General features: G+C 38.9%; 23 protein-coding genes, 1 pseudogene and 1 other annotated feature. Of the genes and pseudogenes, 18 read left to right on the top strand and 6 right to left on the bottom strand.

The window, feature by feature from the left end; all coding sequences use genetic code 11:
- Positions 1 to 154: 154 nt before the first annotated feature.
- Positions 155 to 874: a gamma-glutamyl-gamma-aminobutyrate hydrolase family protein gene (locus HMPREF2988_RS00760; RefSeq protein WP_002314650.1), complete on the bottom strand. Its 720-nt coding sequence runs from the start codon at positions 872 to 874 to the stop codon at positions 155 to 157.
- Positions 875 to 1063: 189 nt separating this feature from the next.
- Positions 1064 to 1111, top strand: a sequence feature (sodium ion sensor (DUF1646 type); this cis-regulatory element may regulate processes involved in with the transportation of sodium ions).
- 99 nt (positions 1112 to 1210) lie between these two features.
- Between HMPREF2988_RS00760 and HMPREF2988_RS00755 the strand changes: the two genes are divergently transcribed.
- The 10 genes from HMPREF2988_RS00755 to HMPREF2988_RS00710 are packed head-to-tail and all read left to right on the top strand — an operon-like array spanning position 1211 to position 11128.
- A complete protein-coding gene (locus tag HMPREF2988_RS00755; RefSeq protein WP_002320976.1) occupies positions 1211 to 1543 on the top strand; it encodes a hypothetical protein in 333 nt (110 codons plus the stop codon).
- Entirely contained in the window at positions 1530 to 3533 is a 2004-nt protein-coding gene (locus tag HMPREF2988_RS00750; RefSeq protein ID WP_070769807.1) for a V-type ATP synthase subunit I, read from the top strand. The genes HMPREF2988_RS00755 and HMPREF2988_RS00750 overlap by 14 nt, the downstream gene beginning before the upstream one ends.
- Positions 3534 to 3551: 18 nt before the next feature.
- Complete coding sequence (locus HMPREF2988_RS00745) at positions 3552 to 4022, top strand: V-type ATP synthase subunit K (protein WP_002292848.1); 471 nt, start codon at positions 3552 to 3554, stop codon at positions 4020 to 4022.
- 20 nt (positions 4023 to 4042) lie between these two features.
- On the top strand, positions 4043 to 4627 hold the full coding sequence (locus HMPREF2988_RS00740; protein WP_002292847.1) for a V-type ATP synthase subunit E: 585 nt from the start codon (positions 4043 to 4045) through the stop codon (positions 4625 to 4627).
- A 14-nt stretch (positions 4628 to 4641) separates the two neighbouring features.
- Positions 4642 to 5628, top strand: coding sequence for a V-type ATPase subunit (locus HMPREF2988_RS00735; RefSeq protein WP_002292845.1), 987 nt, complete (start codon positions 4642 to 4644; stop codon positions 5626 to 5628).
- Entirely contained in the window at positions 5618 to 5929 is a 312-nt protein-coding gene (locus HMPREF2988_RS00730; RefSeq protein ID WP_002292844.1) for a V-type ATP synthase subunit F, read from the top strand. The genes HMPREF2988_RS00735 and HMPREF2988_RS00730 overlap by 11 nt, the downstream gene beginning before the upstream one ends.
- A gap of 21 nt (positions 5930 to 5950) precedes the next feature.
- Positions 5951 to 7732 (top strand): V-type ATP synthase subunit A, encoded by a 1782-nt coding sequence (locus tag HMPREF2988_RS00725; RefSeq protein WP_002320263.1) that lies wholly within the window; start codon positions 5951 to 5953, stop codon positions 7730 to 7732.
- Positions 7725 to 9101, top strand: coding sequence for a V-type ATP synthase subunit B (locus tag HMPREF2988_RS00720; protein WP_002313473.1), 1377 nt, complete (start codon positions 7725 to 7727; stop codon positions 9099 to 9101). Before HMPREF2988_RS00725 ends, HMPREF2988_RS00720 begins: the two co-directional genes overlap by 8 nt.
- A 6-nt stretch (positions 9102 to 9107) precedes the next feature.
- Positions 9108 to 9743, top strand: coding sequence for a V-type ATP synthase subunit D (locus HMPREF2988_RS00715; protein ID WP_002292841.1), 636 nt, complete (start codon positions 9108 to 9110; stop codon positions 9741 to 9743).
- A 29-nt stretch (positions 9744 to 9772) separates the two neighbouring features.
- Positions 9773 to 11128 carry a TrkH family potassium uptake protein gene (locus tag HMPREF2988_RS00710; protein ID WP_002292840.1) on the top strand — a complete coding sequence of 452 codons (1356 nt, stop codon included), beginning with the start codon at positions 9773 to 9775 and terminating at the stop codon, positions 11126 to 11128.
- A 199-nt stretch (positions 11129 to 11327) separates the two neighbouring features.
- Here the strand turns inward: HMPREF2988_RS00710 and HMPREF2988_RS00705 are convergent, their stop codons facing one another.
- The gene (locus HMPREF2988_RS00705) at positions 11328 to 12722 is read right to left on the bottom strand and encodes an aminotransferase-like domain-containing protein (RefSeq protein ID WP_002320265.1); all 1395 of its coding nucleotides are present in this window, start codon (positions 12720 to 12722) and stop codon (positions 11328 to 11330) included.
- Between the two features lie 91 nt (positions 12723 to 12813).
- Here HMPREF2988_RS00705 and HMPREF2988_RS00700 point away from each other — a divergent pair, with 91 nt between their 5' ends.
- Together HMPREF2988_RS00700 and HMPREF2988_RS00695 are read left to right on the top strand one after the other, a co-directional pair.
- A complete protein-coding gene (locus HMPREF2988_RS00700; RefSeq protein WP_070769806.1) occupies positions 12814 to 13785 on the top strand; it encodes an ornithine cyclodeaminase family protein in 972 nt (323 codons plus the stop codon).
- On the top strand, positions 13782 to 14564 hold the full coding sequence (locus HMPREF2988_RS00695; protein WP_070769805.1) for a PhzF family phenazine biosynthesis protein: 783 nt from the start codon (positions 13782 to 13784) through the stop codon (positions 14562 to 14564). Before HMPREF2988_RS00700 ends, HMPREF2988_RS00695 begins: the two co-directional genes overlap by 4 nt.
- A 167-nt stretch (positions 14565 to 14731) precedes the next feature.
- Here HMPREF2988_RS00695 and HMPREF2988_RS00690 read toward each other — a convergent pair whose 3' ends face one another.
- On the bottom strand, positions 14732 to 15103 hold the full coding sequence (locus HMPREF2988_RS00690) for a lactoylglutathione lyase (protein WP_002308538.1): 372 nt from the start codon (positions 15101 to 15103) through the stop codon (positions 14732 to 14734).
- 133 nt (positions 15104 to 15236) lie between these two features.
- On the opposite strand from HMPREF2988_RS00690, the gene HMPREF2988_RS00685 reads away from it, so the two are divergent.
- Positions 15237 to 15680, top strand: coding sequence for an NUDIX hydrolase (locus tag HMPREF2988_RS00685; protein WP_070769804.1), 444 nt, complete (start codon positions 15237 to 15239; stop codon positions 15678 to 15680).
- A 45-nt stretch (positions 15681 to 15725) separates the two neighbouring features.
- Here the strand turns inward: HMPREF2988_RS00685 and yidA are convergent, their stop codons facing one another.
- From yidA to HMPREF2988_RS00670, 3 genes are read right to left on the bottom strand one after another with little or no spacing between them, the layout of a single operon-like run.
- Positions 15726 to 16535 carry a sugar-phosphatase gene (yidA, locus tag HMPREF2988_RS00680; protein ID WP_002292832.1) on the bottom strand — a complete coding sequence of 270 codons (810 nt, stop codon included), beginning with the start codon at positions 16533 to 16535 and terminating at the stop codon, positions 15726 to 15728.
- An 18-nt stretch (positions 16536 to 16553) separates the two neighbouring features.
- Positions 16554 to 17921 (bottom strand): HD domain-containing protein, encoded by a 1368-nt coding sequence (locus tag HMPREF2988_RS00675; RefSeq protein ID WP_002292830.1) that lies wholly within the window; start codon positions 17919 to 17921, stop codon positions 16554 to 16556.
- Positions 17905 to 18735 (bottom strand): lipoate--protein ligase family protein, encoded by an 831-nt coding sequence (locus tag HMPREF2988_RS00670; protein ID WP_070769803.1) that lies wholly within the window; start codon positions 18733 to 18735, stop codon positions 17905 to 17907. The genes HMPREF2988_RS00675 and HMPREF2988_RS00670 overlap by 17 nt, the downstream gene beginning before the upstream one ends.
- 162 nt (positions 18736 to 18897) lie before the next feature.
- Here HMPREF2988_RS00670 and HMPREF2988_RS00665 point away from each other — a divergent pair, with 162 nt between their 5' ends.
- The 5 genes and pseudogenes from HMPREF2988_RS00665 to HMPREF2988_RS00645 form a co-directional block, all read left to right on the top strand.
- On the top strand, positions 18898 to 19335 hold the full coding sequence (locus HMPREF2988_RS00665; RefSeq protein ID WP_002334869.1) for a YwiB family protein: 438 nt from the start codon (positions 18898 to 18900) through the stop codon (positions 19333 to 19335).
- 75 nt (positions 19336 to 19410) lie between these two features.
- Positions 19411 to 20031, top strand: a complete 621-nt coding sequence (gene rpoE, locus HMPREF2988_RS00660) for a DNA-directed RNA polymerase subunit delta (RefSeq protein ID WP_002292825.1) — start codon at positions 19411 to 19413, stop codon at positions 20029 to 20031.
- Between the two features lie 265 nt (positions 20032 to 20296).
- Positions 20297 to 20803, top strand: a complete 507-nt coding sequence (locus HMPREF2988_RS00655; RefSeq protein WP_002334868.1) for an RNA polymerase sigma factor — start codon at positions 20297 to 20299, stop codon at positions 20801 to 20803.
- A gap of 16 nt (positions 20804 to 20819) precedes the next feature.
- Entirely contained in the window at positions 20820 to 21719 is a 900-nt protein-coding gene (locus HMPREF2988_RS00650; protein WP_070769802.1) for an RsiV family protein, read from the top strand.
- Between the two features lie 90 nt (positions 21720 to 21809).
- Positions 21810 to 21969 (top strand): annotated as a pseudogene (locus HMPREF2988_RS00645) (polysaccharide deacetylase family protein); the annotation flags it as partial.

Here is a 21969-nt window from a genome sequence, read left to right as displayed (position 1 = left end):
CAGCTTTTTCACAACCTCTTCCTTAAACGGCGTTCTCCTGCCAACTCCTCGATCACAAGTCACAATATCCATCAAACATGAGAAGCTGTTTTTTGAAATTGTTCCTTGTGACTCAGAGTTAAACGGCAGGCTCACGACCTAATCAGAAAAACGATTAAAATTCATTCACAAAGAAATCGAATAAACGCTGTTCAGATGAATTTACACGATGAGAAAGTTCCGGATGCCATTGGACACCAAGGATTTTGTGCATATTATCTTTACTTTGGACTGCTTCAATGAGTCCATCGTTGGAAAAGGCGATGGCTTTTAACAAAGGAGAAAGATCTTTGACTGCCTGATGATGATAGGAATTCACAAAGTATGAATCAGGGAGAAGGTCACTTAATAAACTGTCCGAAACGATTTTGACTTCGTGAGTTGCAAACTGCGGGGCAGTGGGCTGTTGTTCGTGTTTTACGGACCATTTTGGATATAATGAAAGATCTTGATAAAGTGTTCCCTCCAACACGACATTCAATAGTTGAAGTCCTCGGCAGACTGCAAAAATCGGTTTTCTTTGTTTCAATGCTTCCAAGATCAATGCCTGTTCGAATTGGTCTCGTTGAATATTTGTTTCCGTCAGTTTGGGATGAGGGTCTTCCATGTAAAGTTGCGGACTAACATCCTGACCGCCTGCAAGAATGAGTTTGTCGATTTTCTCAATTAGTTGAGGCGCTGAATCTGGATACATGACTGGCAGAATAAGAGGTAATCCTTGAGCATCTAAAACTGCATCCACAAATCCCTGCGGTGTATAGCTTACTTGATTTCCTTGGAAAGTATCTGTCGCTCGAATCAGTTGATTCCCGGCAATGCCGATGATTGGTTTCATTTTTATTCCCCCTAAAGTAGACTAATTGTAACAAGGATTTAAAAAAATTTAAACTATGTAAGACTTGCCCCTATACTTATCTGTTCTTGCTGTGTTACTATCTGTAAAGAGAATTTTCGTGTGAAATTCATGACGATAGTTGAAAATATTGCTTAATTTGTTATAATAAAAAGTAAGCAGAAATAAAAAGGTTGGGCGTAAGCTTCAAGGATCTAGTTCTTCAAGGGGTGAGAAGGACATTTTATTGAAGGGGCCTGCCTATACTAAGTTATCTTTAGAGGTACATACTTTCAATGAAAAAAGAAAGCATGTACCTCTTTTTTAAATCGAAAGGAAGTGAAGCAAGTGTTAGAAGCTTTGGAACAAATCCGAAAAGCAGAAGAAGAAAATGAGAAGCGTGCTCGAACCCTACGGCAGCAGTTGAAGACCTATGCAGAAGAAAAAGAGCAAGAATTGGAGATAATCCAAACGAACAGTCGGCAACAGCTGAAACAGTTGGTAGAAGAAAAAGAACAATTCGAAAAGCAAGAATTAGAAAAAGAAAAAATGAAATTGAAAGCAGAAGCAGACAAGGTGCAAGCAACTTTGAAAGACCAATATCAAAAGCATCAGAGTCAAGCAATCGGTGCAATCATTGAAAGGGTGAAAGAAACTTATGGCCGTCACTAAGATGGAAAAAGTGACCCTCATTTCAGATAAAAGAAATCAGGAGAGGATTTTACAAGCAGTACAAGGAATCCAAAATGTTGAAATCCGGGATCTGTATCAAAATAGAACAAACAACCAGTGGGTAGAAAAATATTTTCCAGATACCACGATTATTGATAAAGAAGCAAAATTAAGCGCTTTAGGCAATCGGCTGAAAGACATCCAAGAAGCTATCCAATTCATACAACACCACGGCGATAGCCGTCAAAAGAAACTCCATTTGAAACGTCAAGAACTTTCCTTACAAGACTTGGAAGCAAATTATTCCGAAGAAAATTTCATGAATAAATTAGAAGAAGTCCTTGATTTAAAAGAAAAGTGGGAACAGCTAACTGAAAAACGTGATCGTTTAGAAGAAGAGGAAGAATGGCTTCTTCATTGGCAACAGCTGGATATTGCTCCAAGTATGTATGCAAGTAAGACGACCATTTTTGAGATGGGGACTGTGAGTGCAGCAAATTTTGAAAGTTTCAAGGAAGAACTAAGTAAGCTTGATGACGTTTATATGGAAGAAATAGATTATACGCCAAAACAAGTTTATCTTTCGTATGTTGCTTTAAAAAAATCAGCTGCTGCTATAGAAGAAATTGCTGGGAAATACGGGTTCAATAAAGAAACGTATCCTTATGAACAAAATCCTAAAGAAAAATTGCAAGAAACCAAACAGCAATTATCCATTGTTCATGAGCAGCAAAAAAAGATAACGACAGCGTTAGGTCAGTGCAGCGGCTATATCCAAGAATTTGAATGGGTAGAAGAAGTCACACTTGCCGTTGCAGAACGGGAAAAAGTAAAAGAACGGTTTATCCATGCGACTTATCTGATCGTTTTGCAAGGTTGGGTAGATGCAGAAGAAAAACAGAATTTGATGCATGTGTTAACCGAAACTGTATCAGAAGAAGATATATATATTAGTTTCGAAACACCAAACTCAGAAGAGATTCAGCAGGAAGTCCCTACTAAATTGAAAAACCATCCGCTTATCGAACCTTTTGAATTGCTGACTGAAATGTACAGTCTGCCAAAATATGAAGAAGTAGATCCAACGCCTTGGATGACACCATTTTATCTTGTCTTCTTCGGGATGATGGTCGCAGATGTTGGTTACGGATTGCTGATGCTCATTGGGACAATACTAGCTCAAAAACTACTTGTTTTACCACGTGGGATGAAACGTTTCGTAAAATTCTTTGAGATTCTCTCGGTACCATCGATCATCTGGGGATTGATCTACAGTTCATTTTTCGGACAGGCATTACCAAAAGAACTATTTGGCATCCGCTTGCCTTTCCCAATCCTATCTACAACGGATGACGTCAATACGATTTTGATTTTATCCGTGATTTTCGGTCTGATACAGATCTTGGTTGGATTATTTGTGGCAGCAAAGGAAAATATCAGGAGAAAAGATTACTTGAGTGCTGTCAGTGATGGATTTGCCTGGCAAGGGATCCTGATTGGGATCGTTATTGCATTGATTGGTGCCATGTTGATAAAAAATACAGCATTTGTTTATCTTGGCGCGGGGCTATCGATCATTGCTGCTTTATGTATCTTAATCGTGCCGATTATCCAATCGCCGTCTAAAGTCAAGGGTGCTGCCAAAGGAGCGTATAATCTTTACGGATTGACGGGTTATATCGGTGATTTAGTCAGTTATACACGTTTGATGGCATTAGGTATTTCAGGCGGAAGTATTGGCGCGGCATTCAATATGCTGGTTGCTTTCATGCCGCCAGCCGCTCGATTCAGTGTAGGGATCCTTTTGATCATCGCTTTACACGCACTGAATATGTTTTTGACACTGTTGAGTGCCTATGTCCATGGCGCACGATTGCAGTATGTCGAATTTTTTGGGAAATTTTATACAGGAGGCGGACGTGCCTTTGACCCGCTGAAAACGGCGGAAAAATACGTCAACATCAATCATAAGAAAAAAAACAATAAATAATTGGAGGATTTTTATACAATGATGGATTACTTAATTAGTCAAAATGGTGGAATGGTATTTGCAGTATTAGCGATGGCAACAGCGACGATTTTTTCAGGGATCGGTTCAGCTAAAGGTGTTGGAATGACAGGTGAGGCAGCAGCAGCGTTAACAACAAGTCAACCCGAAAAATTCGGACAGGCTCTGATTCTGCAATTGCTTCCAGGTACGCAAGGGTTGTATGGATTCGTTATCGCCTTTTTGATTTTTATCAATTTAGGAAATGATATGTCAGTTGTACAAGGATTGAACTTTTTAGGCGCTTCTCTGCCGATTGCTTTTACAGGCTTGTTTTCAGGTATCGCCCAAGGGAAAGTTGCAGCAGCAGGTATTCAAATTTTAGCGAAAAAACCTGAACATGCTACAAAAGGAATCATTTTTGCTGCGATGGTTGAAACATATGCGATTTTAGGTTTCGTTATTTCCTTCCTATTAGTATTGAATGCCTAAGCATAAAGGAGGAAAAGCAGATGAACGCCATTGAAAAAATCATCTCTCAGATGAATGAAGCAGCAGAGCAAGAAAGAGCGGCGTTAGAGCAAGAAGAGCGAATGAAGATCGATCAAAACTTTGAACAAAAACGTACGCAAATCGAAACAGAACATCAAAAACAAAAAGAAAAACAAATCGAATTACTTGAAAAAAAATACCGTCAGCTTAGGAATCGCCAACAAGTAGAAGTACGACAAGAAAATTTGAATGCGAAGCAGGAATTTTTACGACGATTGTTTGCAGATGCAATAGCTGAAATGGAGAATTGGGATGAATCTGAACAAATCCAGTTTATCAAAAATTCATTGTATTCATTACCTTTGACAGGCAAAGTAGCATTCATTGCTGGAGAAAAATCAGCAGCTTATCTTTCTCAGACATTGCTGGATGAATGGAACAATGAACTTCCCTTTACGATGGTTTTAAGCGATGAATCTGTTGCTGGTCAAGCTGGTTTTCTGATAAACGATCAAGGAGTTCAGTATAATTTTCTTTTCAGCAGCCTTGTACAAGATATCCAAGGAACGATGAGTTTTGAGATTGCCAATCAATTATTCGAATAAGGAGGGATCAGTGTATGGAATACCACGAACTAAATCCCTTGATTCGCGGAAGAGAGCTTGAACTTTTGTCCAATGAGACATTTGAACGGATGATTCAAACCAATTCTGTCGAAGCACTTGGTGAAATATTGAAATCCACGATTTACAGTCCATATATCTATGACGGATATGAATATGACTTCGAACAGAATCTTTTAAAGGAGCAGAGCCGTCTATTTCGCTGGTTAAAGGAATCAGCACCGGAGCCTGAAATCGTTTGGATCTACACGATGCGCTATACTTTCCATAATCTGAAAGTTTTAACAAAGGCCGAGATGACAAATCAAAATCTGGACTATTTGTATATCGACGATGGGTTTTATTCATTAGAAACCTTGAAGGATGCCGTTCATACGCAAGTTTCAAATGAACTCCCTGAAAGCATTATGGACAGTATACGAGAAGTCCGCGATTATTTTGAAGAGTCTACCATTCTTCAGGGAATCGATGTGATCTATGATCGGCAGTTTTTGACAGAGCAGCGACGGCTTGCCGATAAGCTAGGATATCAAGAATTGCTGAAAGAAGTCATTGCTTTTATTGACTTGACCAATATCACAACGATGGCTCGAGGAATATTGCAGAAAAGAACATATGGATTCATGACAACAGTGCTTTCCAGTTCGGGAAGTATCGAAAAAGAAGTATTTTTGAACTTTGTAGATAAAGACATGGAAGCTTACACGAATTTTCTATTGGAGACAGATTATGCTGAGTTTCTGCGTCCTGTCATCCGTGAGGGAAATCTTGATCTCGTAAAGCTTGAACAGTTGAAAGATGATTATCTAAGTTCATTGTATCAAGAAGCACAAACCCAAGCTTTCGGACCACTGCCACTACTAGCCTTTTTGAACGCAAAAGAGGTAGAAAGCAAAAACCTTCGTTTACTGGTTATCGGCAAAAGAAGCCATTTCGAACCAGAAACAATCAGAAAGCGGGTGAGACAAGTCTATGACGCATAAGATCGGTGTAGTTGGCGACAAAGATTCTGTTTTGCCATTCAAATTGTTTGGCTTTGATGTTCGTTACGGTACAACCAAGCAGACCGTTCGTCAGGCAATTGAAGAAATGGCAAAGAATGAATATGGCGTGATTTATGTCACGGAGCAATGTGCAGCATTGAGCCCAGAAACGATCGAACGTTACAAGGAACAAATGATACCTGCTATCGTATTGATTCCCAATCATCAAGGATCATTAGGGATTGGGCTGGAAGAAATTCAAAAGAACGTAGAAAAAGCAGTAGGTCAAAATATCTTATAGTATGAAAAGGAGATAGAAATTTTGCAAATTGGAAAAATCATAAAAGTCTCCGGACCTCTTGTAATGGCTGAAAACATGTCTGATGCCAGTATCCAGGACATGTGTTTAGTGGGAGATCTAGGAGTTATCGGAGAAATTATCGAGATGCGTGGCGATGTGGCGTCTATTCAAGTATATGAAGAGACTTCTGGAATTGGTCCAGGCGAACCGGTTCGCTCTACTGGTGAAGCTTTATCTGTTGAATTAGGACCAGGGATCATTTCACAAATGTTTGACGGAATCCAACGGCCATTAGATACCTTTATGGAAATCACACAAAGTAATTTCTTAGGACGGGGAGTCCAATTGCCTGCATTGGATCATGAGAAAAAATGGTGGTTCGAACCCACATTAGAAGCCGGAGAAACGATTAGTGCTGGCGATGTGATTGGAATCGTAGAAGAAACAAAAGTTATCAAACACAAAATCATGGTGCCAAATGGGATAAAAGGTACGATCAAAACAATCGAAAAAGGGTCGTTCACTATTGATGAAACCGTATGTGTCGTTGAAACTGAAAATGGTGACAAAAACTTGACGATGCTCCAAAAATGGCCAGTCAGACGTAGTCGACCAATCAAAGAAAAATTAAACCCTGATGCACCGATGATCACCGGACAGCGAGTGATCGATACGTTCTTCCCAGTGACAAAAGGGGGAGCAGCAGCTGTTCCTGGTCCATTTGGTGCAGGAAAAACAGTCGTTCAGCATCAAATCGCAAAATGGGCCGATGTGGACATGGTCGTTTATGTGGGATGCGGTGAACGCGGAAATGAGATGACGGATGTTTTAAATGAATTCCCTGAATTGATTGACCCTAATACAGGAGAATCGTTGATGGAACGTACGGTATTGATTGCCAATACATCTAACATGCCAGTAGCGGCTCGAGAAGCTTCTATCTATACGGGAATCACGATTGCGGAATATTTCCGTGACATGGGTTATGACGTTGCTATCATGGCAGACTCCACTTCGCGATGGGCAGAAGCACTTCGTGAGATGAGCGGACGTTTGGAAGAAATGCCTGGTGATGAAGGTTATCCAGCTTATCTTGGTTCCCGTCTTGCGGAATACTATGAACGATCTGGAAGAGTCATTGCTTTAGGATCAGAAGGTCGCGAAGGAAGTATAACCGCAATCAGTGCTGTATCGCCTTCTGGAGGAGATATTTCGGAACCAGTCACACAAAATACATTGCGGGTCGTAAAAGTATTCTGGGGACTTGATTCGACTTTAGCCCAAAAAAGACATTTTCCTTCGATCGATTGGATCCAAAGTTATTCTCTTTATTCAACAGAAGTAGGGAAGTACATGGATCATATCCTTCAAGCTGACTGGGCATCCATGGTCACTGAGGGCATGCGTATTTTGCAGGAAGAACAGCAGCTGAATGAAATCGTGCGTTTGGTAGGGATTGATTCCCTTTCAGATAATGACCGTCTGACGTTAGAAGTGGCAAAATCCATTCGTGAAGATTATTTGCAGCAAAATGCTTTTGATGATGTTGATACATTCACTTCAAGAGAGAAACAATTCAAAATGTTGAAGATGATCTTGACCTTTGGTGAAGAAGGACGCCGTGCGTTGTCGTTAGGTGCTTATTTAAGTGAGATCATGGACGGTACCGTGTCGATTCGTGAAAGGATCGGACGAAGCAAATATATCCCGGAAACAGAATTAGAAAAACTAGATCAAATTATCGGTGAAATCAAGCAAACGATGCAAACAATCGTTTCAGAAGGAGGCATGAGCAATGATTAAAGAATATCGTACGATCGGTGAAGTCGTCGGTCCATTGATGGCGGTTGAAAAAGTTGCTGGTGTCAAATATGAAGAATTAATCGAAGTCCGTATGCAAAATGGGGAGATTCGTCGTGGACAAGTATTGGAAGTCCAAGAAGATAAAGCAATGGTCCAAATATTTGAAGGAACAAGTGGAATCAATTTACGTGACTCTTCTGTACGATTTTTAGGACATCCTTTAGAACTAGGTGTATCGGAAGACATGATCGGTCGAGTATTCGATGGCTTGGGACGTCCAAAAGATAATGGACCAGAAATTCTGCCTGAAAAGTATTTGGATATTAACGGAGAAGTAATCAATCCAGTAGCTCGGGATTATCCAGATGAGTTTATCCAAACAGGAATCTCTGCAATCGATCATTTGAACACATTAGTTCGTGGACAAAAATTACCAGTATTTTCTGGTTCTGGTCTTCCTCACAAAGAATTAGCTGCTCAGATCGCGCGACAAGCAACGGTACTTGATTCATCAGATGATTTCGCCGTAGTCTTTGCTGCTATTGGGATCACTTTTGAAGAAGCAGAATTTTTCATGGAAGATTTTCGACAAACTGGTGCAATCGACCGTTCTGTCATGTTCATGAATTTAGCAAACGATCCTGCAATCGAACGTATTGCTACTCCTCGTATGGCTTTGACTGCTGCAGAATATCTTGCTTATGAAAAAGGAATGCATGTATTGGTTATCATGACAGACATGACCAACTATGCAGAGGCATTGCGAGAGATTTCTGCAGCACGGCGAGAAGTTCCAGGAAGAAGAGGCTATCCTGGGTATCTTTACACGAACTTAGCTACTTTGTTCGAACGAGCAGGAAGGATCCGCGGACTAAAAGGATCAGTTACTCAAATTCCGATTTTAACAATGCCAGAAGACGATAAGACTCATCCGATCCCTGACTTGACTGGTTATATTACAGAAGGCCAGATCATCTTGACTAGAGAGCTTTACAAGAGTGGGATACAACCACCAATTGATGTACTTCCGTCTCTTTCGCGGTTAAAAGATAAAGGAACTGGACCCGGAAAGACAAGAGAAGACCATGCGGCTACGATGAATCAGCTTTTTGCAGCCTATGCACAAGGAAAGCAGGCAAAAGAATTAGCCGTAGTTTTAGGAGAATCTGCTTTATCTGATGTAGACAAGATCTATGCGAAGTTTGCTGAGCGGTTTGAAAAAGAATATGTCAATCAAGGATTCTACACGAACCGTTCGATTACTGAAACACTTGATCTAGGGTGGGAACTGCTATCGATGTTGCCAAGAACCGAATTAAAACGAATCAAAGACGACATGCTGGACAAATATCTGCCAGAAGGGAAGTGAGTTCTGATGGCACGATTGAATGTGAATCCGACCCGCATGGAATTGACCCGATTGAAAAAACAGTTGACAACTGCCACAAGAGGGCATAAATTATTAAAAGATAAGCAAGATGAACTGATGCGTCAATTCATTCTGTTGATTCGAAAGAACAACCAACTGCGTCAAGAAATGGAAGAGTCCATGACAGAAGCAATGTCTGATTTTGTATTGGCAAATGCTTCAATCACGGAACCTTTCATCGAAGAATTGTTTGCTTTGCCGGCGGAAAACGTTGATTTATCTATCGTAGACAAAAATATCATGAGTGTAAAAGTACCTGTGATGAATTTTGAATATGATGAACAGCTGACAGACACCCCTTTGGAATACGGGTATTTGAATTCCAGTGCCGAACTGGATCGGTCAATCGATCGGTTTACTACCTTGCTTCCAAAACTTTTGGAACTGACAGAAATCGAAAAAACTTGTCAGCTAATGGCAAGTGAGATCGAAAAGACACGTCGGCGAGTCAATGCATTAGAATATATGACGATCCCTCAATTAGAAGAAACAATCTATTATATTCGTATGAAGCTAGAAGAAAACGAGCGCGCAGAAGTAACAAGGTTGATCAAAGTAAAAAATATGGGTACCACTGACTAAGTGGTATCCTTTTTTAAAAGAGGAAAACGATGATTAAACAAAACAAACAAATAAAGAAACGCTTGCCGGCCGTTCAGCTTCTCGCATTAGGATTTTTTCTCCTGATTTTAGTTGGCGGCGGCCTACTTACCCTGCCATTTTTTAGTAATAGTGGGCATGGGACAAATTTTATCGATGCGCTTTTCACTGCAACTTCTGCCGTCTGCGTGACGGGATTGACGACATTGAATACAGCAGAACATTGGAACAGTGCTGGTCAGTTTTTGATCATGCTTTTGATTGAGATTGGCGGTCTTGGCTTTATGATGGTTCCGATTCTATGCTTTGCATTGATAAAGAAAAAAGTCAGTCTCAGCACACGTATTATATTAAAAGAAGCGCTAAATCTAGAAGAAGTATCAGGTGTGATGAAGCTCATGCTTTACATCCTGAAATTGGCCTTTGTGATCCAATTGATTGGTACGGTTGCTTTATCTTTTGTATTCGTGCCTGAATTTGGCTGGTTGAAAGGGATCTGGTACAGTTTGTTCCACGCAATCTCTAGTTTTTGTAATGCAGGGTTTGATTTGTTAGGAGACAGTTTAGCCAATCACCAGCAAAATGTCTATTTGATCATGGTGGTATCAGCTTTGATCATTTCTGGCGGATTAGGCTTTATCGTTTGGCGTGACTTATTGGAATATCATCAGAAAAAGAAGATGACGATTCATTCAAAAATCGCATTAACCGTTACAGGTACCCTTTTATTAGGCGGTTTCGTTGTGTTCTTTTTCACAGAACACAATGGGGCAACATTAGTGGAAGGGAATATGTTTCAACGATTGGCAAATACTTTTTTTATGAGTGTAACACCTAGAACGGCTGGATATTATTCAGTTGATTACCTCCATATGAGTCATGCCGGTCTGATCTTAACGATGTTTTTGATGTACATTGGCGGAACATCTGGGTCGACTGCCGGCGGATTGAAAACAACTACGTTAGGTGTGTTGCTGATCCAGATGCGTTCGATGTTGAAAGGACGTACGAGAGCGGAAGCATTTGGCCGTACAATCCGTCAAGGCGCAGTGTTGCGAGCACTCACGTTGTTTTTTATCACGTTGACACTGTGTGTAGTCGCCATCATGATTTTATCAGTGACTGAAACGATACCTAAAACTTCTGGCATCGAATATATTGCTTTTGAGGTCTTCTCTGCATTTGGAACAGTAGGACTTACGATGGGATTGACGCCAGACTTGACTGCAATAGGGAAATTGATCATTATAGCGCTTATGTACATTGGACGAGTTGGGGTATTGACTGTGGTCTTCTCTCTGATGACAAAAGCACAAAGAACTCAATCAAAATACAAATATCCAGAAGAAAGTGTCATGATTGGATAATTTCATCTTCTGACAGAAATCTAGTGATCTAGCAAAATAAGAAAATAAAATATAAGACAAATTTTTTTGCTGTTTGGTTACTTTAAGTGCAAAATGTTCATTTGCTTTTTGAGGCACTATCCGTTGTTGAACTTCGGGTAGTGCCTCTTTTTTTATCGAAAGGAATCAATCAGCTATGATTCCTTTATTTATCAATAGATTATAATTCATATTTTTTTATTTTTTCTTTTACGATACTTAGTCCAGAAGCTAAAATCTCAAGGTTGTTTGAAGATAGGGAAATACGAACGAATGCATCCGGTTGTGCTCGCGTAGTAAAGCGTCGGGAATGATAGAGTCGGATGCCGTTAGACAGAAAGTCATTCTCAATCCTCTTAGGATCAATCTCAGGATCAACTGGAAGAATTCGATAATAAGGAACACGATTCGTTGGTTTTTCTACTTTGAAAAGAGAATCAAAAAGCTGATTAGCTCTTTTCGTAAGATTTAATTTAGTTTCTAAGATTCTATTTGCTTCATTTGAATGGAGGATTTGAGTGATGACCTCCACATCTAATCCAGAAGTTTTCACATTTATATTAAAAATTGCTTGTTCTATCTTGCTTTGGACATGTACTGGGGCTACAAGATAAGCAACTCGCAATCCAGAACAAATAAATTTTGTCATTCCAGCTAAGTAGATTGTTTGGTTAGGTAACAATTTTTGGAAAGGAGGAATGATCTTATGTTGATAATAAGTTGTTAAAAAAGAATGGATATCATCTTCGATAACCCATAGACCTTCTTTTTCAATTACTTCGGCTAATTGCTCTCGTCTTTGGTGAGAGATTTGAAACCCTATAGGATTATTGCAAGAAGGCATAAGAAAGACACCATGGATCTTCTTTTTTCTACATTCCTGAATCAATATATCAGGTCGCATTCCTTGCTCGTCAAAATCAATTGGAACGATCTCTAAATGATATAATTGAGCCAATTCAATGAAATTAGCGTACGTATATCGGTCTGTTGCTATTCTATCACCTGGAGAGAAAAGTGCAGAAAGTGTGATAGCCAATCCATTTTGAACACCGGAAACAATAGACAGAGATTCTAAAGACGGAATGACTCCTTGAGTTTTTAACCAATTTGCTGCAGTAGTCAATTGAAAATTTGTGCCTTTGGGATCTTGGTAATTAAGCAAACCAACAAGATTTGGGTTATTACCAGTTGATTGAATAAACGGGACAACGAATTTATTACATTCTTCAAAAGAACTAACCAGACCAAAATCAATGATATGTTCGGTTACTTCATTGGTAGAGATGGTAATGGATTCAAAGACATTGGGAGAAATAAAAGTGCCACTTCCAATATTCGTATACAGCAAACCTTTCTCAATTCCGTATTTATAAGCCTTGCCAACGGTAGTAAAATTTAAATCTAAATAATCAGCTAGCTCTCTTTGGGAGGGTAATTGAGTGTTTTTCTGTAATTTATTCTTTAAAATATCTTGTTCTAATTGTTGAATCAATGATCGATAATAAGGACGCTTCAATTTTTGTTTGTCTGGCCGCCAAGTTAACGGGTAGTTGTCATAAGAATTAATAGGCATTTTCTCCACTCCTTAAAATTGTATACCATACAATTTTACCATTGATTGTATTGATTTTAGAAGTTAATCTTTTGTGAGGAGGGAATTGTCTATGAAAATTATTAATTTTGAGGAAGTAGTAGCTTCTTTTAGTTTTGAAGAAGCGATCCAAGTAATGAAAAAATGTTTCTTTGATTATGAAAGTGGTAAAATCAGCCAAAATCCTCGATTGGTGGAAATTTTACCGGACGGAAAAGACAAAAATGTGTTTGCGATGATGCCTGCCTATTTGGGAGAGAATAGATATTTTGGAACAAAAGTCATTACCGCTTTCCCGGATAATCATCAGTATCATTTACCTTCTCATTTAGGAGAGATTTTCTTGTTTGATGCTCAAAACGGACTACCCAGAGCATTGATAAACGCAAATGCAGTCACTTGGATTCGAACAGCTGCTGTATCTGCGCTAGCAACAGATTACTTAGCAGATCAGCATGCAGAAACACTTGCTTTAATTGGAGCTGGTCAACAAGCATTGTCGCATTTGGCTGCGATTTCTACCATTCGTCGCATCACTACAGTGTTTGTTTACGATATTTTAGAAGAAAGACGAAATGCTTTTATCGCTAATGCTAAAAATCAGTATCCTAAAATGACGTTTATAAATGCAATATCAGTAGAAGATGCAGTACGCTCAGCGGAAATCATTTGTACGTTGACCCCTAGTAAAGAGGCATTTCTTCAAAAAGAGTGGGTAAGGGAAGACGCACATATCAATGCTGTGGGCACGTTTACTCCTGATACAAGAGAGATAAGTACACCATTGATGGAAACTTCTCAAATCTATGTAGATGATTACTCAGCTGCCTTAACAGAAAGCGGAGACCTACTTATAGCCATGTCAGAAGGAGATTTAGAGGAATCTTGTATTGTTGGTACATTAGGCGAATTAGTTTCTGGGAAAAAAACAGTTTACAAAGGAGAATCGAGTCCGACGATTTTCGACGCAGTTGGTCTAGCTGTTGAAGATCTTTGCTGTGCAGAATATATTTATAACAAATTAGAGAGAGGATCTTTAAAATGAACTTAGATTATTACGTAGTTGATGCATTTGCAGATGAGGTGTTCAAAGGAAATCCAGCAGCAGTGTATGTTCTAGAAGAATGGCTGCCAGAATGTACGATGCAAAAAATTGCCATTGAAAACAATTTATCTGAAACAGCATTTACAGTGAAGAAAAATCAAGGATTTGAGCTTAGATGGTTTACGCCAGATCGAGAAATCGATCTTTGTGGTCACGCGACATTAGCAACAGCATTTGTTTTATTTAACTATTACAAAATACTTGATGAAACGATTAAATTTTCTACTCAAAGCGGTAATCTATTTGTGACAAGAATTGAAGATTATTATTACATGGATTTTCCTAGTATTATGCCAAAAAAAGTACCGATATTGTCTGAATATGAAGAAGCGATTGGGGCTAAGATTAAAGAAGCCTACTTAGCACGTGATTTATTTTTCGTATTAGAAGATGAAAAAACAGTGGCTAAATTGCAGCCAGATTTCACAAGTATCAAAAATTTTGATTTAGGAATAGGGGTCATCGTGACAGCAGAAAGTGTGCAAGAAGACTTTGTTTCTAGAACCTTCTTTCCAAAATTAACAATTAATGAAGATCCAGTATGTGGATCAGCACATTCTAATCTTATTCCTTATTGGGCAAAAAGAATGAGTAAAACAAAATTGTCAGCTTACCAAATGTCATCAAGGGGCGGGTATCTAGAGTGTGAATTAAAAGAAGATCGTGTGATAATAGGAGGAAAAGCAGTTTTGTTTTCTAAAGGTACCTCGTTTATTTGATTTCTTTCAAATGAACTAAAAATAAATAAGTGGAGAGTGGTAGCCTTATAACTGCAATAGTTATTAAAAAAAGACGCAAACTTTTTCAATTTAAAGAAAGTTTGCGTCTCATTTTAATTATTGGCGTTTGTTTTTTGTTCAATCAAGAGCAAAATGCCCCCTACTAACTATCCTCGGATGACTTCGATTTTATAACCATCAGGGTCAATGACAAAGTAGTAAGAAGGCGCAGTGCCAGGTAATCCTTTTAAGTCAGTAATTTCAAGACCTGCAGCTTTATGCTGTTCATGTAATTTTTCTAAATCATCAGCTGCAATAGCGATATGACCATAACCATTTCCTAAATCATAGGCACCATGATCGTAGTTATAAGTCAACTCCAATTCATAGTCATCCCCAGGAAGTGTCAAATAAACAAGTGTAAATTTGTTTTCTGGAAAATCACGGCGGCGGCTTTCTTCAAAACCAAATGCCTTTTGATAAAATTCGATTGATGCTTCAAGATCTTTCACTCGAACACATGTGTGAGCCATTTTCATAGATTCATCTCTCCCTTTCCTTTTATTTAATCATAACAAAAAGAAGTAAGGAAATAGTTGATTTGTGCTTGTTCATGAGAAATTTCTCATGTAAAATGGATAGAAAATAAAACTGTTAAGGTGGAAACTATTCATGGATAAACCAGTTTTTGGTGAAAAAAAGCAATTTGCTGATTATCAAACCCGTTATGCAGCATATATCGTCATAGAAAGAGATCAGCAGATTGCAGTAATCGAGGCTCCAAATGGTGCTTTTTTTCTTCCTGGCGGGGAAATTGAAGGAGATGAGACGAAAGAAGAAGCAATCGCTCGTGAGCTAGTAGAAGAAATGGGGATTGCGGCAGAAATCGCTTTCTATCTGGGAGAAGCAGATGAGTACTTTTACTCGAATTATCGTGCAACTTATTACTATAATCCAGGATATTTCTTTGCTGCTGATTCTTGGAAGCGTATAGGAGAACCCACAGAAAAGACCAATAAAATCTGGTGGGTCAGTCCTCGAGAAGCACTTGAAAAATTGAAACGTGGCAGCCATCGATGGGCAGTCGAGAGATGGGTCGAAAAAAATAAAAAATAAAAACTGAAAGAAAGCGAGTAGAACAGCTTTCTCTCAGTTTTTTTATTACAGAACGTATTTTTTGATTGCTTCAGCTACGCCGTGTTCGTCGTTCGATGAAGTAATGACATTTGCTGCTTCTTTGACAAGAGAAACGGCATTTCCCATAGCTACTCCTAGACCAGCATATTCAATCATGGATAAGTCGTTCTCGTTATCCCCGATAGCCATGATTTCATCTTGATCAATACCAAGATGCTGTCCAAGATTCGCAACTGCCGCACCTTTACTTGCTTCTTTATTTAGTACTTCAAAGTAATAGGGTGCACTTTTGACCGTTGTGTATTTATCACGGAAAGTTTGCGGTAAACGTGCAATTGCTGCGTCTAAAATTTCTGGTTCGTCGATCATCATCATTTTGACGATGTTCATGTCTGGTGTCATTTCTTCAGGTGTTCGATATTTTAGCGGCATCTTGACTAAGCTTGCTTCGTGGATCGTATAAGCGCTGATATCTCGATTAGGTGTGTAGATCGCTTTGTCATCAATCGAATGGAGATGACTGCCAACACGGCGTGCCATCACTTCGATCTCTAGAAAATCTTCATGAGTCAGACCGTGACGGGCAATGATTTTACCTGATTTTGTTTGTTGTACGAGTGCCCCATTATAAGTAATAACGTAATCATTATCTTGAAAAAGGTCCAGCTCATTTAACTGTTCTTGGACACCTGGTAAGGGGCGACCAGTACATAAAACGATTGAGACCCCTTTTGCAACAGCAGCGGCAATCGCTTCTTTTACTTCTTTTGTTACTTCTCTTTTCTCATTTAATAAAGTACCATCGATGTCGATAGCGACTAGTTTGATAGCCATAATTTCCTCCAATATATTTCAGTTTATTTCAATCAATGCGCCATTACGGATATGGCTGGCAAATTCTTGATAAGTTTCATCAAATAAATCATAATGATCACGCAAGGATGGGTCAACCATTTCTTTTGGAAAGAAAAATCGCTCATCCCCTTGTTCTTGTCCCGCTAAAGCGGCAACAAGCTGACTAACCTGTGATAATTCTATCAAAGTTCCGTCATTTCGCAAAATCTCGATTTGCGTGCGATGTCTGCCTTGTTCTGGGCGATAAAAATCATAAGGCAGATCGTAGCTAGAGTTGACAGCAGTGTAATAAACAGGGTTATAGCCGACCTTTTCTACTAACAAAGTGAGTTTTTGAATCAAATTTGAATCCCGGTTGCCAGAAAAAGTGGCGGATTTCAGTGGTTTACGATTCAAAAAACGTTTAGCTAAATCATTTAAAATAGGATCAGCAGATTCAGACCATTGAGTAAAGTAAGTACCCAAGACCCCATCATCAAGTTTGAGGTATTCTTCTAAAGTAAAGCTTCCGTCAAGAAATGGCAAGAGTAGTTGAGAGTGAAGTTCAAAACTGCTGGCATCTTCTTGATACAACTCGTGCGCGCGATGAAGCAGATGCTCCAAGATCACTTCCATACCACGGGAAACAGGATGGAAGTACACTTGCACATACATTTGATATCGGCTAACGATATAATCTTCCACTGCATGCATGCCGCTCATGGAAAAGGCGATCCCGCCTTCATATGGACGAATCACACGTAATATTCGGGTAAGGTCAAATGTTCCATACTCCGTTCCAGTGAAATAAGCATCCCGAAGTAAATAGTCCATTCGATCTGCATCGATCTGGCTGGAAATCATTTGGACAACTTGCGGATTAGGGTAGGTTTTTTGGATCACGCTCGCTACTTTTTCAGGAAAACCTTCTTCTACTCGGTTAAGGATCTGATACACCTCTGTTTCTGGAGAAGTGATAATCTCTACAGTGATAGCCTCGTGATTCGTGTGGAAGATATGCTCGAATGTATGAGAGTAAGGACCGTGACCGACATCATGCAATAGTGCCGCACATAAAGTTACTAGCCGTTCCTGATCATCCCAGCCTCCGTTGCCTATCTTTTCTTTTGGAAAATTTCGAGAAAAGATATCGCAAATTCGTCTTGAAATCTCATAAACACCTAATGAATGGGTAAAACGGCTATGTTCTGCTCCGTGAAAAGTGAAAGAAGCAGTGCCTAATTGTTTGATTCGTCGCAGACGTTGGACTTCTTTCGAGTTGATCAAATCTAAGATTACTTGATGCTGGACATGGATATAGTTATGGACTGGGTCACGAAAAACTTTCTCCATAGGCAGCATTTGATATTTATAAGGGGTTGTCATATTGTAGCTCCTTTATGTTATTGCGTTGTTCCATTCTCTGGATTTGGTTGTTCCATTGCTCCAGCTGGATTTCTTTTTTTAGCCAGTCGGTAGAATCCAGTAAATCACTTGCAGAATACAGCTTTTCAAAAGCTTTTGCAAATGATTCTTTGACTTCTTCTACGAGAAGGGGATGGTCAAGCAGTTCTTCAAGTGTTGCCATTGTGGCAGGATCAACTGCAGGATAGCCATTTGTACCAAAGCCTTCTTTTAAAGCAGATTGATAAAATCGTTTCATGACTTGCCCGCGCTTTTCCTGATTACCGTTGACACTTAAGTACATCATAACAGAAATCCCATTTTTGATGCGACGCTGAGCGATGCCGGCAAATTTTTTGCCATGGATGCTTAAATCATAAGTTCCAGGACAATAAGAATGGGTGATTTCGAATGCTTGAATCGGTGCCTTCGGAAAGGCGTATTTAGTCAATCGAAGCATTTGATCGTAAGCTTCATCGATGGTTATTTTTTTTTTGTCATTCTGGGGGAAAATCAAAGAAATATTCAAAATCCCTTCGTCTGATACGATTCCTAATCCACCTGAGTTTCTGATTACCGGAGCATAACCTGCATCTTTCAGTGTTTGGATCCCGTCTCTAAGAAAAGGTGTCCGAACATCTTTCATACCTAAGATGACGGTGCAGTCATATTGCCAGAAATGCAAAAAGATCTGCTGGTGTTCTTTGGAATATTCCGTTAATATATCTGTTAATGCGAAAGGGGAAAAGTCGTTTTTTCGATAAATGTGCTGATCTAGTCGAATCGCAGGGTTCATTCAACCGGCTCCTTTTTATAAATTCATATTTTCTACAATATTATACTCTAAATTCAAGGAGTTGTTTTGAAAAAAAGGTTTTCTGTAAAAATGGACAAGTTGGTTGACAAAACAAAAGAAACTAGGAACAATGTAGCTATGAGAAGTAAAGGAGAATGAAGAATGGAATTATCACAAGGAACACCGATTTCGATCAAATTGCGTACAAAAGTGAAACAACAAGGGGAAGTGCAAGATTTTTATTTTGATTTGAAAGGGCAAATGGTGACGATTGGCGATACGCTGTACATACGGTATAAAGAGATTCAGGAGGAAACAGGCGATGAAATCCCTGTAACGATCAAATTAGTTCCAGATGGTCATGTACAGCTGATCCGTGCAGGAGAAATGCGAATGCGTTTGAAATTTGGTTACAAAGAACGATTAGAAACAGCCTATCGAACACCATACGGTATGATCCAGATTGCTACCTTTACGAAAGAACTGCATGTAAGTTTGAAAGACCGTCCCACAGCAGGAAAGGTTCGGATCGATTATGATTTGTTCATGGGACTAGAAAAAATCGGCGAATATTATTTGACATTGGATTTTACAGCGTAAATATAAAAGAAAAGTTTGATTTTTTGTGTCTGATTTTGTATGATAAGGAGTAGACTGTGAAAGGACGTGTCCTGATTGGAAATTAGTGTATTTGAAGGTGCAAACAAAAGCGAATTATCAATGATCGAAGTAGCACACGCGATCTTAGAACAACGTGGCGATGTCATGGATTTTTCTGATTTAGCCAACCAAATCCAAAACTATCTTGGCAAATCAGATAGTGAAATTCGTGATTCACTCGCACAATTTTATACTGACTTGAATATTGACGGCAGCTTTATCTCATTAGGGGATAATCGTTGGGGTTTGCGTTCATGGTATGCTATCGATTCGATCGATGAAGAAGTAAACCATGGAATGGACGAAGAGGATGAAGATACTCCGCGTCGCCGTAAACGCAAGAAAGTCAACGCCTTTATCAATGATGATGAAGACGCGATCGATTACAATGACGATGACCCAGAAGATACAGATCTGACAGAAGAAGACGACGATGATCTGTTTGATGACGATGATGATGAAGATGAAGAAATCGCTGCTTATAATTCTGACTTGCAAGAAATTGGAGCAGATGACCCAACAGATGATGAAGAAGACTTGCCTGGGAATATCGAAGAAGATTTAAGTATCATAGACGAAGACGATGATGATGAAGACTATGAAGAGGAAGAATTTTCTGACTCTGAAAAAGAATAAACATCATTTACTGTAGAGGCTGTGACGGAAGTGGCCAACTTCAAGAAATTTCCACTTATTTCCGAAGAAGCTACTTCTAGAACACCGTGTATCAGAGGTTGCAACAGAGACGTTGAAGCTATCAGAATAAGAAGGTGTGACATGATTTTTGTCACACCTTCTTTTTTGTATATAAAAATTCAAAGTAAATACATAAAAAATAAAATAATTGAAACTTTTAGCGTACCTTGTACGTCATATTAAGTGAGGCGGAAAGGAGTGGAGAATGATTTTTACTGGATATAAGAAAAAACGGCAGATTGAAAAATACCGTCACCTGCTGAATGGACTCATCGAAACTGATTATCAAAAAATGTTCCGTATCACGATGAATTACGTACATGATAAAGAAGAGGCCTTAGATGTGATGCAAGATAGTTTCCATAAAGCACTGAAGTATTTTGAAAAAGAAAAAGAAATCGAGCATTTTAATGCATGGTTTTACCGGATATTGATCCGCACGGCATTAGATAGTTGGCGCAAACAAAAAAGGACACCTGTTGACTTATTTGAAATTCAAGATATCCCGCAGCAATTACCTTTAGAAACTTCCGTTGCAGAACTCCATATGATTTTAGATAAAATAGACAGTCCGGAAAAAGAGATTCTGATCCTTTACTTTTTTGAAGGATTTCGTTTGAAAGAAATTGCGACTATCTTAGATATGAACGAAAACACAGTTAAAACAAAAATGTATCGTTCACTGAATGTTTTACGTCAAATCCTAGAATGAAGGAGAGAAGACCGCTATGTATTCCCAAAAAGAAAAGTTAAAAAAACTAAAGAAAACTTATAAAGAACAAGAAATTCCAAAAGGGCTTCAAGAGGAGATCCGCCAGCGTTTTCTTATCGAAGAGCAATCATTCATAAAAGCAAGACGGAGAAAGAGACGCCTCCAAGGGTTCGTAGTATCTTTGGCTATCGTGATGATTACAACAAGTAGTCTTCTTTTTAATAGTCAAGTTCGAAGCTTTGCAGAAGACTTACCAATTTTAGGATCAGTCATTGAATTGATCTTAGGCGAACGTTTTACTGATCAATCTGAAAAAATCGATATTCAAGTACCGAAGATCCATACTCAAAATGAGAAAGAAAATAAAACGATTCATGGATTAAACCAAAAATACTTTCACGAAGGACAAGCAGATTTTAAAAAAGCTGAAAAAGAATACGGAAATCTTGAAACGGATCATTACCAAGTTCTGGGTGATTATCAGAAAATCGTAGACGATGACCGGTTTCTTGTGATCGAAAGACAGATTACCCAAACAGCAGCGGATAGCCACGTTGAAAAAAGATACGACACGATCGATAAGAAAAACAGTGTCCAGCTCTCACTTCCGCTGTTATTCAAAGATGACACCTATATATCTGTTTTGACAAAAGAAGTCAAGCGGCAAATGGCCGAACAAGTCAAGGAAGATCCGTCTAAGTACTATTGGACTGAACAAGATATTCAAGAAGGAACGATAGAAAAACCAACACTTGTTACACCAACACGAAGTTTTTATTTGAATAAAGAACATCAATTAGTTCTGACTTTTTCTCAATATGAAATTGCTCCTGGTTATATGGGAACACCAGAATTTGTCATTCCCAAGTCCGTGACAAAAACGATTTTGGCATCGGAAGATTATTTGGATCATTAGGCGAGAAGTAGTTGCGACTAGCAGTTTCAATTCTTTACAGTTATTTTCAAGTAAGTAATTAAGAAGAGAAAAAGAGAAAGAAGAGATATAGTGAAAAGAAATTATTTAGTTATCAGTATCATTGCTTTATCCGTGCTTTTATTTTTCGAAGTCACTTCGGTCGCCTCCTTGATTAACAAAGACAAAGGACAAGCAACTTCTTCGGAGCGTTCATCACAATCTTTCAAACAATCAGAACAATCAACGAATA

Origin of the sequence: Enterococcus sp. HMSC061C05 (genome assembly GCF_001814765.1) — a bacterium.
GTDB lineage: Bacteria > Bacillota > Bacilli > Lactobacillales > Enterococcaceae > Enterococcus_B > Enterococcus_B lactis.
The sequence above is the reverse complement of the archived record's forward strand: the minus strand, read 5'-3'. Positions and strand labels throughout refer to the sequence as shown.

What these genes read in the sequence shown, in the direction of transcription:
- HMPREF2988_RS00700 (WP_070769806.1), top strand. Translation starts at nt 12,814, where the DNA reads ATGAAAATTATTAATTTTGAGGAAGTAGTAGCTTCTTTTAGTTTTGAA.
- HMPREF2988_RS00760 (WP_002314650.1), bottom strand. Translation starts at nt 874, where the DNA reads ATGAAACCAATCATCGGCATTGCCGGGAATCAACTGATTCGAGCGACA.
- HMPREF2988_RS00740 (WP_002292847.1), top strand. Translation starts at nt 4,043, where the DNA reads ATGAACGCCATTGAAAAAATCATCTCTCAGATGAATGAAGCAGCAGAG.
- HMPREF2988_RS00710 (WP_002292840.1), top strand. Translation starts at nt 9,773, where the DNA reads ATGATTAAACAAAACAAACAAATAAAGAAACGCTTGCCGGCCGTTCAG.
- HMPREF2988_RS00650 (WP_070769802.1), top strand. Translation starts at nt 20,820, where the DNA reads ATGTATTCCCAAAAAGAAAAGTTAAAAAAACTAAAGAAAACTTATAAA.
- HMPREF2988_RS00715 (WP_002292841.1), top strand. Translation starts at nt 9,108, where the DNA reads ATGGCACGATTGAATGTGAATCCGACCCGCATGGAATTGACCCGATTG.
- HMPREF2988_RS00685 (WP_070769804.1), top strand. Translation starts at nt 15,237, where the DNA reads ATGGATAAACCAGTTTTTGGTGAAAAAAAGCAATTTGCTGATTATCAA.
- HMPREF2988_RS00705 (WP_002320265.1), bottom strand. Translation starts at nt 12,722, where the DNA reads ATGCCTATTAATTCTTATGACAACTACCCGTTAACTTGGCGGCCAGAC.
- HMPREF2988_RS00670 (WP_070769803.1), bottom strand. Translation starts at nt 18,735, where the DNA reads ATGAACCCTGCGATTCGACTAGATCAGCACATTTATCGAAAAAACGAC.
- HMPREF2988_RS00750 (WP_070769807.1), top strand. Translation starts at nt 1,530, where the DNA reads ATGGCCGTCACTAAGATGGAAAAAGTGACCCTCATTTCAGATAAAAGA.
- HMPREF2988_RS00690 (WP_002308538.1), bottom strand. Translation starts at nt 15,103, where the DNA reads ATGAAAATGGCTCACACATGTGTTCGAGTGAAAGATCTTGAAGCATCA.
- HMPREF2988_RS00675 (WP_002292830.1), bottom strand. Translation starts at nt 17,921, where the DNA reads ATGACAACCCCTTATAAATATCAAATGCTGCCTATGGAGAAAGTTTTT.
- HMPREF2988_RS00730 (WP_002292844.1), top strand. Translation starts at nt 5,618, where the DNA reads ATGACGCATAAGATCGGTGTAGTTGGCGACAAAGATTCTGTTTTGCCA.
- HMPREF2988_RS00695 (WP_070769805.1), top strand. Translation starts at nt 13,782, where the DNA reads ATGAACTTAGATTATTACGTAGTTGATGCATTTGCAGATGAGGTGTTC.
- yidA (WP_002292832.1), bottom strand. Translation starts at nt 16,535, where the DNA reads ATGGCTATCAAACTAGTCGCTATCGACATCGATGGTACTTTATTAAAT.
- HMPREF2988_RS00735 (WP_002292845.1), top strand. Translation starts at nt 4,642, where the DNA reads ATGGAATACCACGAACTAAATCCCTTGATTCGCGGAAGAGAGCTTGAA.
- HMPREF2988_RS00745 (WP_002292848.1), top strand. Translation starts at nt 3,552, where the DNA reads ATGATGGATTACTTAATTAGTCAAAATGGTGGAATGGTATTTGCAGTA.
- HMPREF2988_RS00665 (WP_002334869.1), top strand. Translation starts at nt 18,898, where the DNA reads ATGGAATTATCACAAGGAACACCGATTTCGATCAAATTGCGTACAAAA.
- HMPREF2988_RS00655 (WP_002334868.1), top strand. Translation starts at nt 20,297, where the DNA reads ATGATTTTTACTGGATATAAGAAAAAACGGCAGATTGAAAAATACCGT.
- HMPREF2988_RS00720 (WP_002313473.1), top strand. Translation starts at nt 7,725, where the DNA reads ATGATTAAAGAATATCGTACGATCGGTGAAGTCGTCGGTCCATTGATG.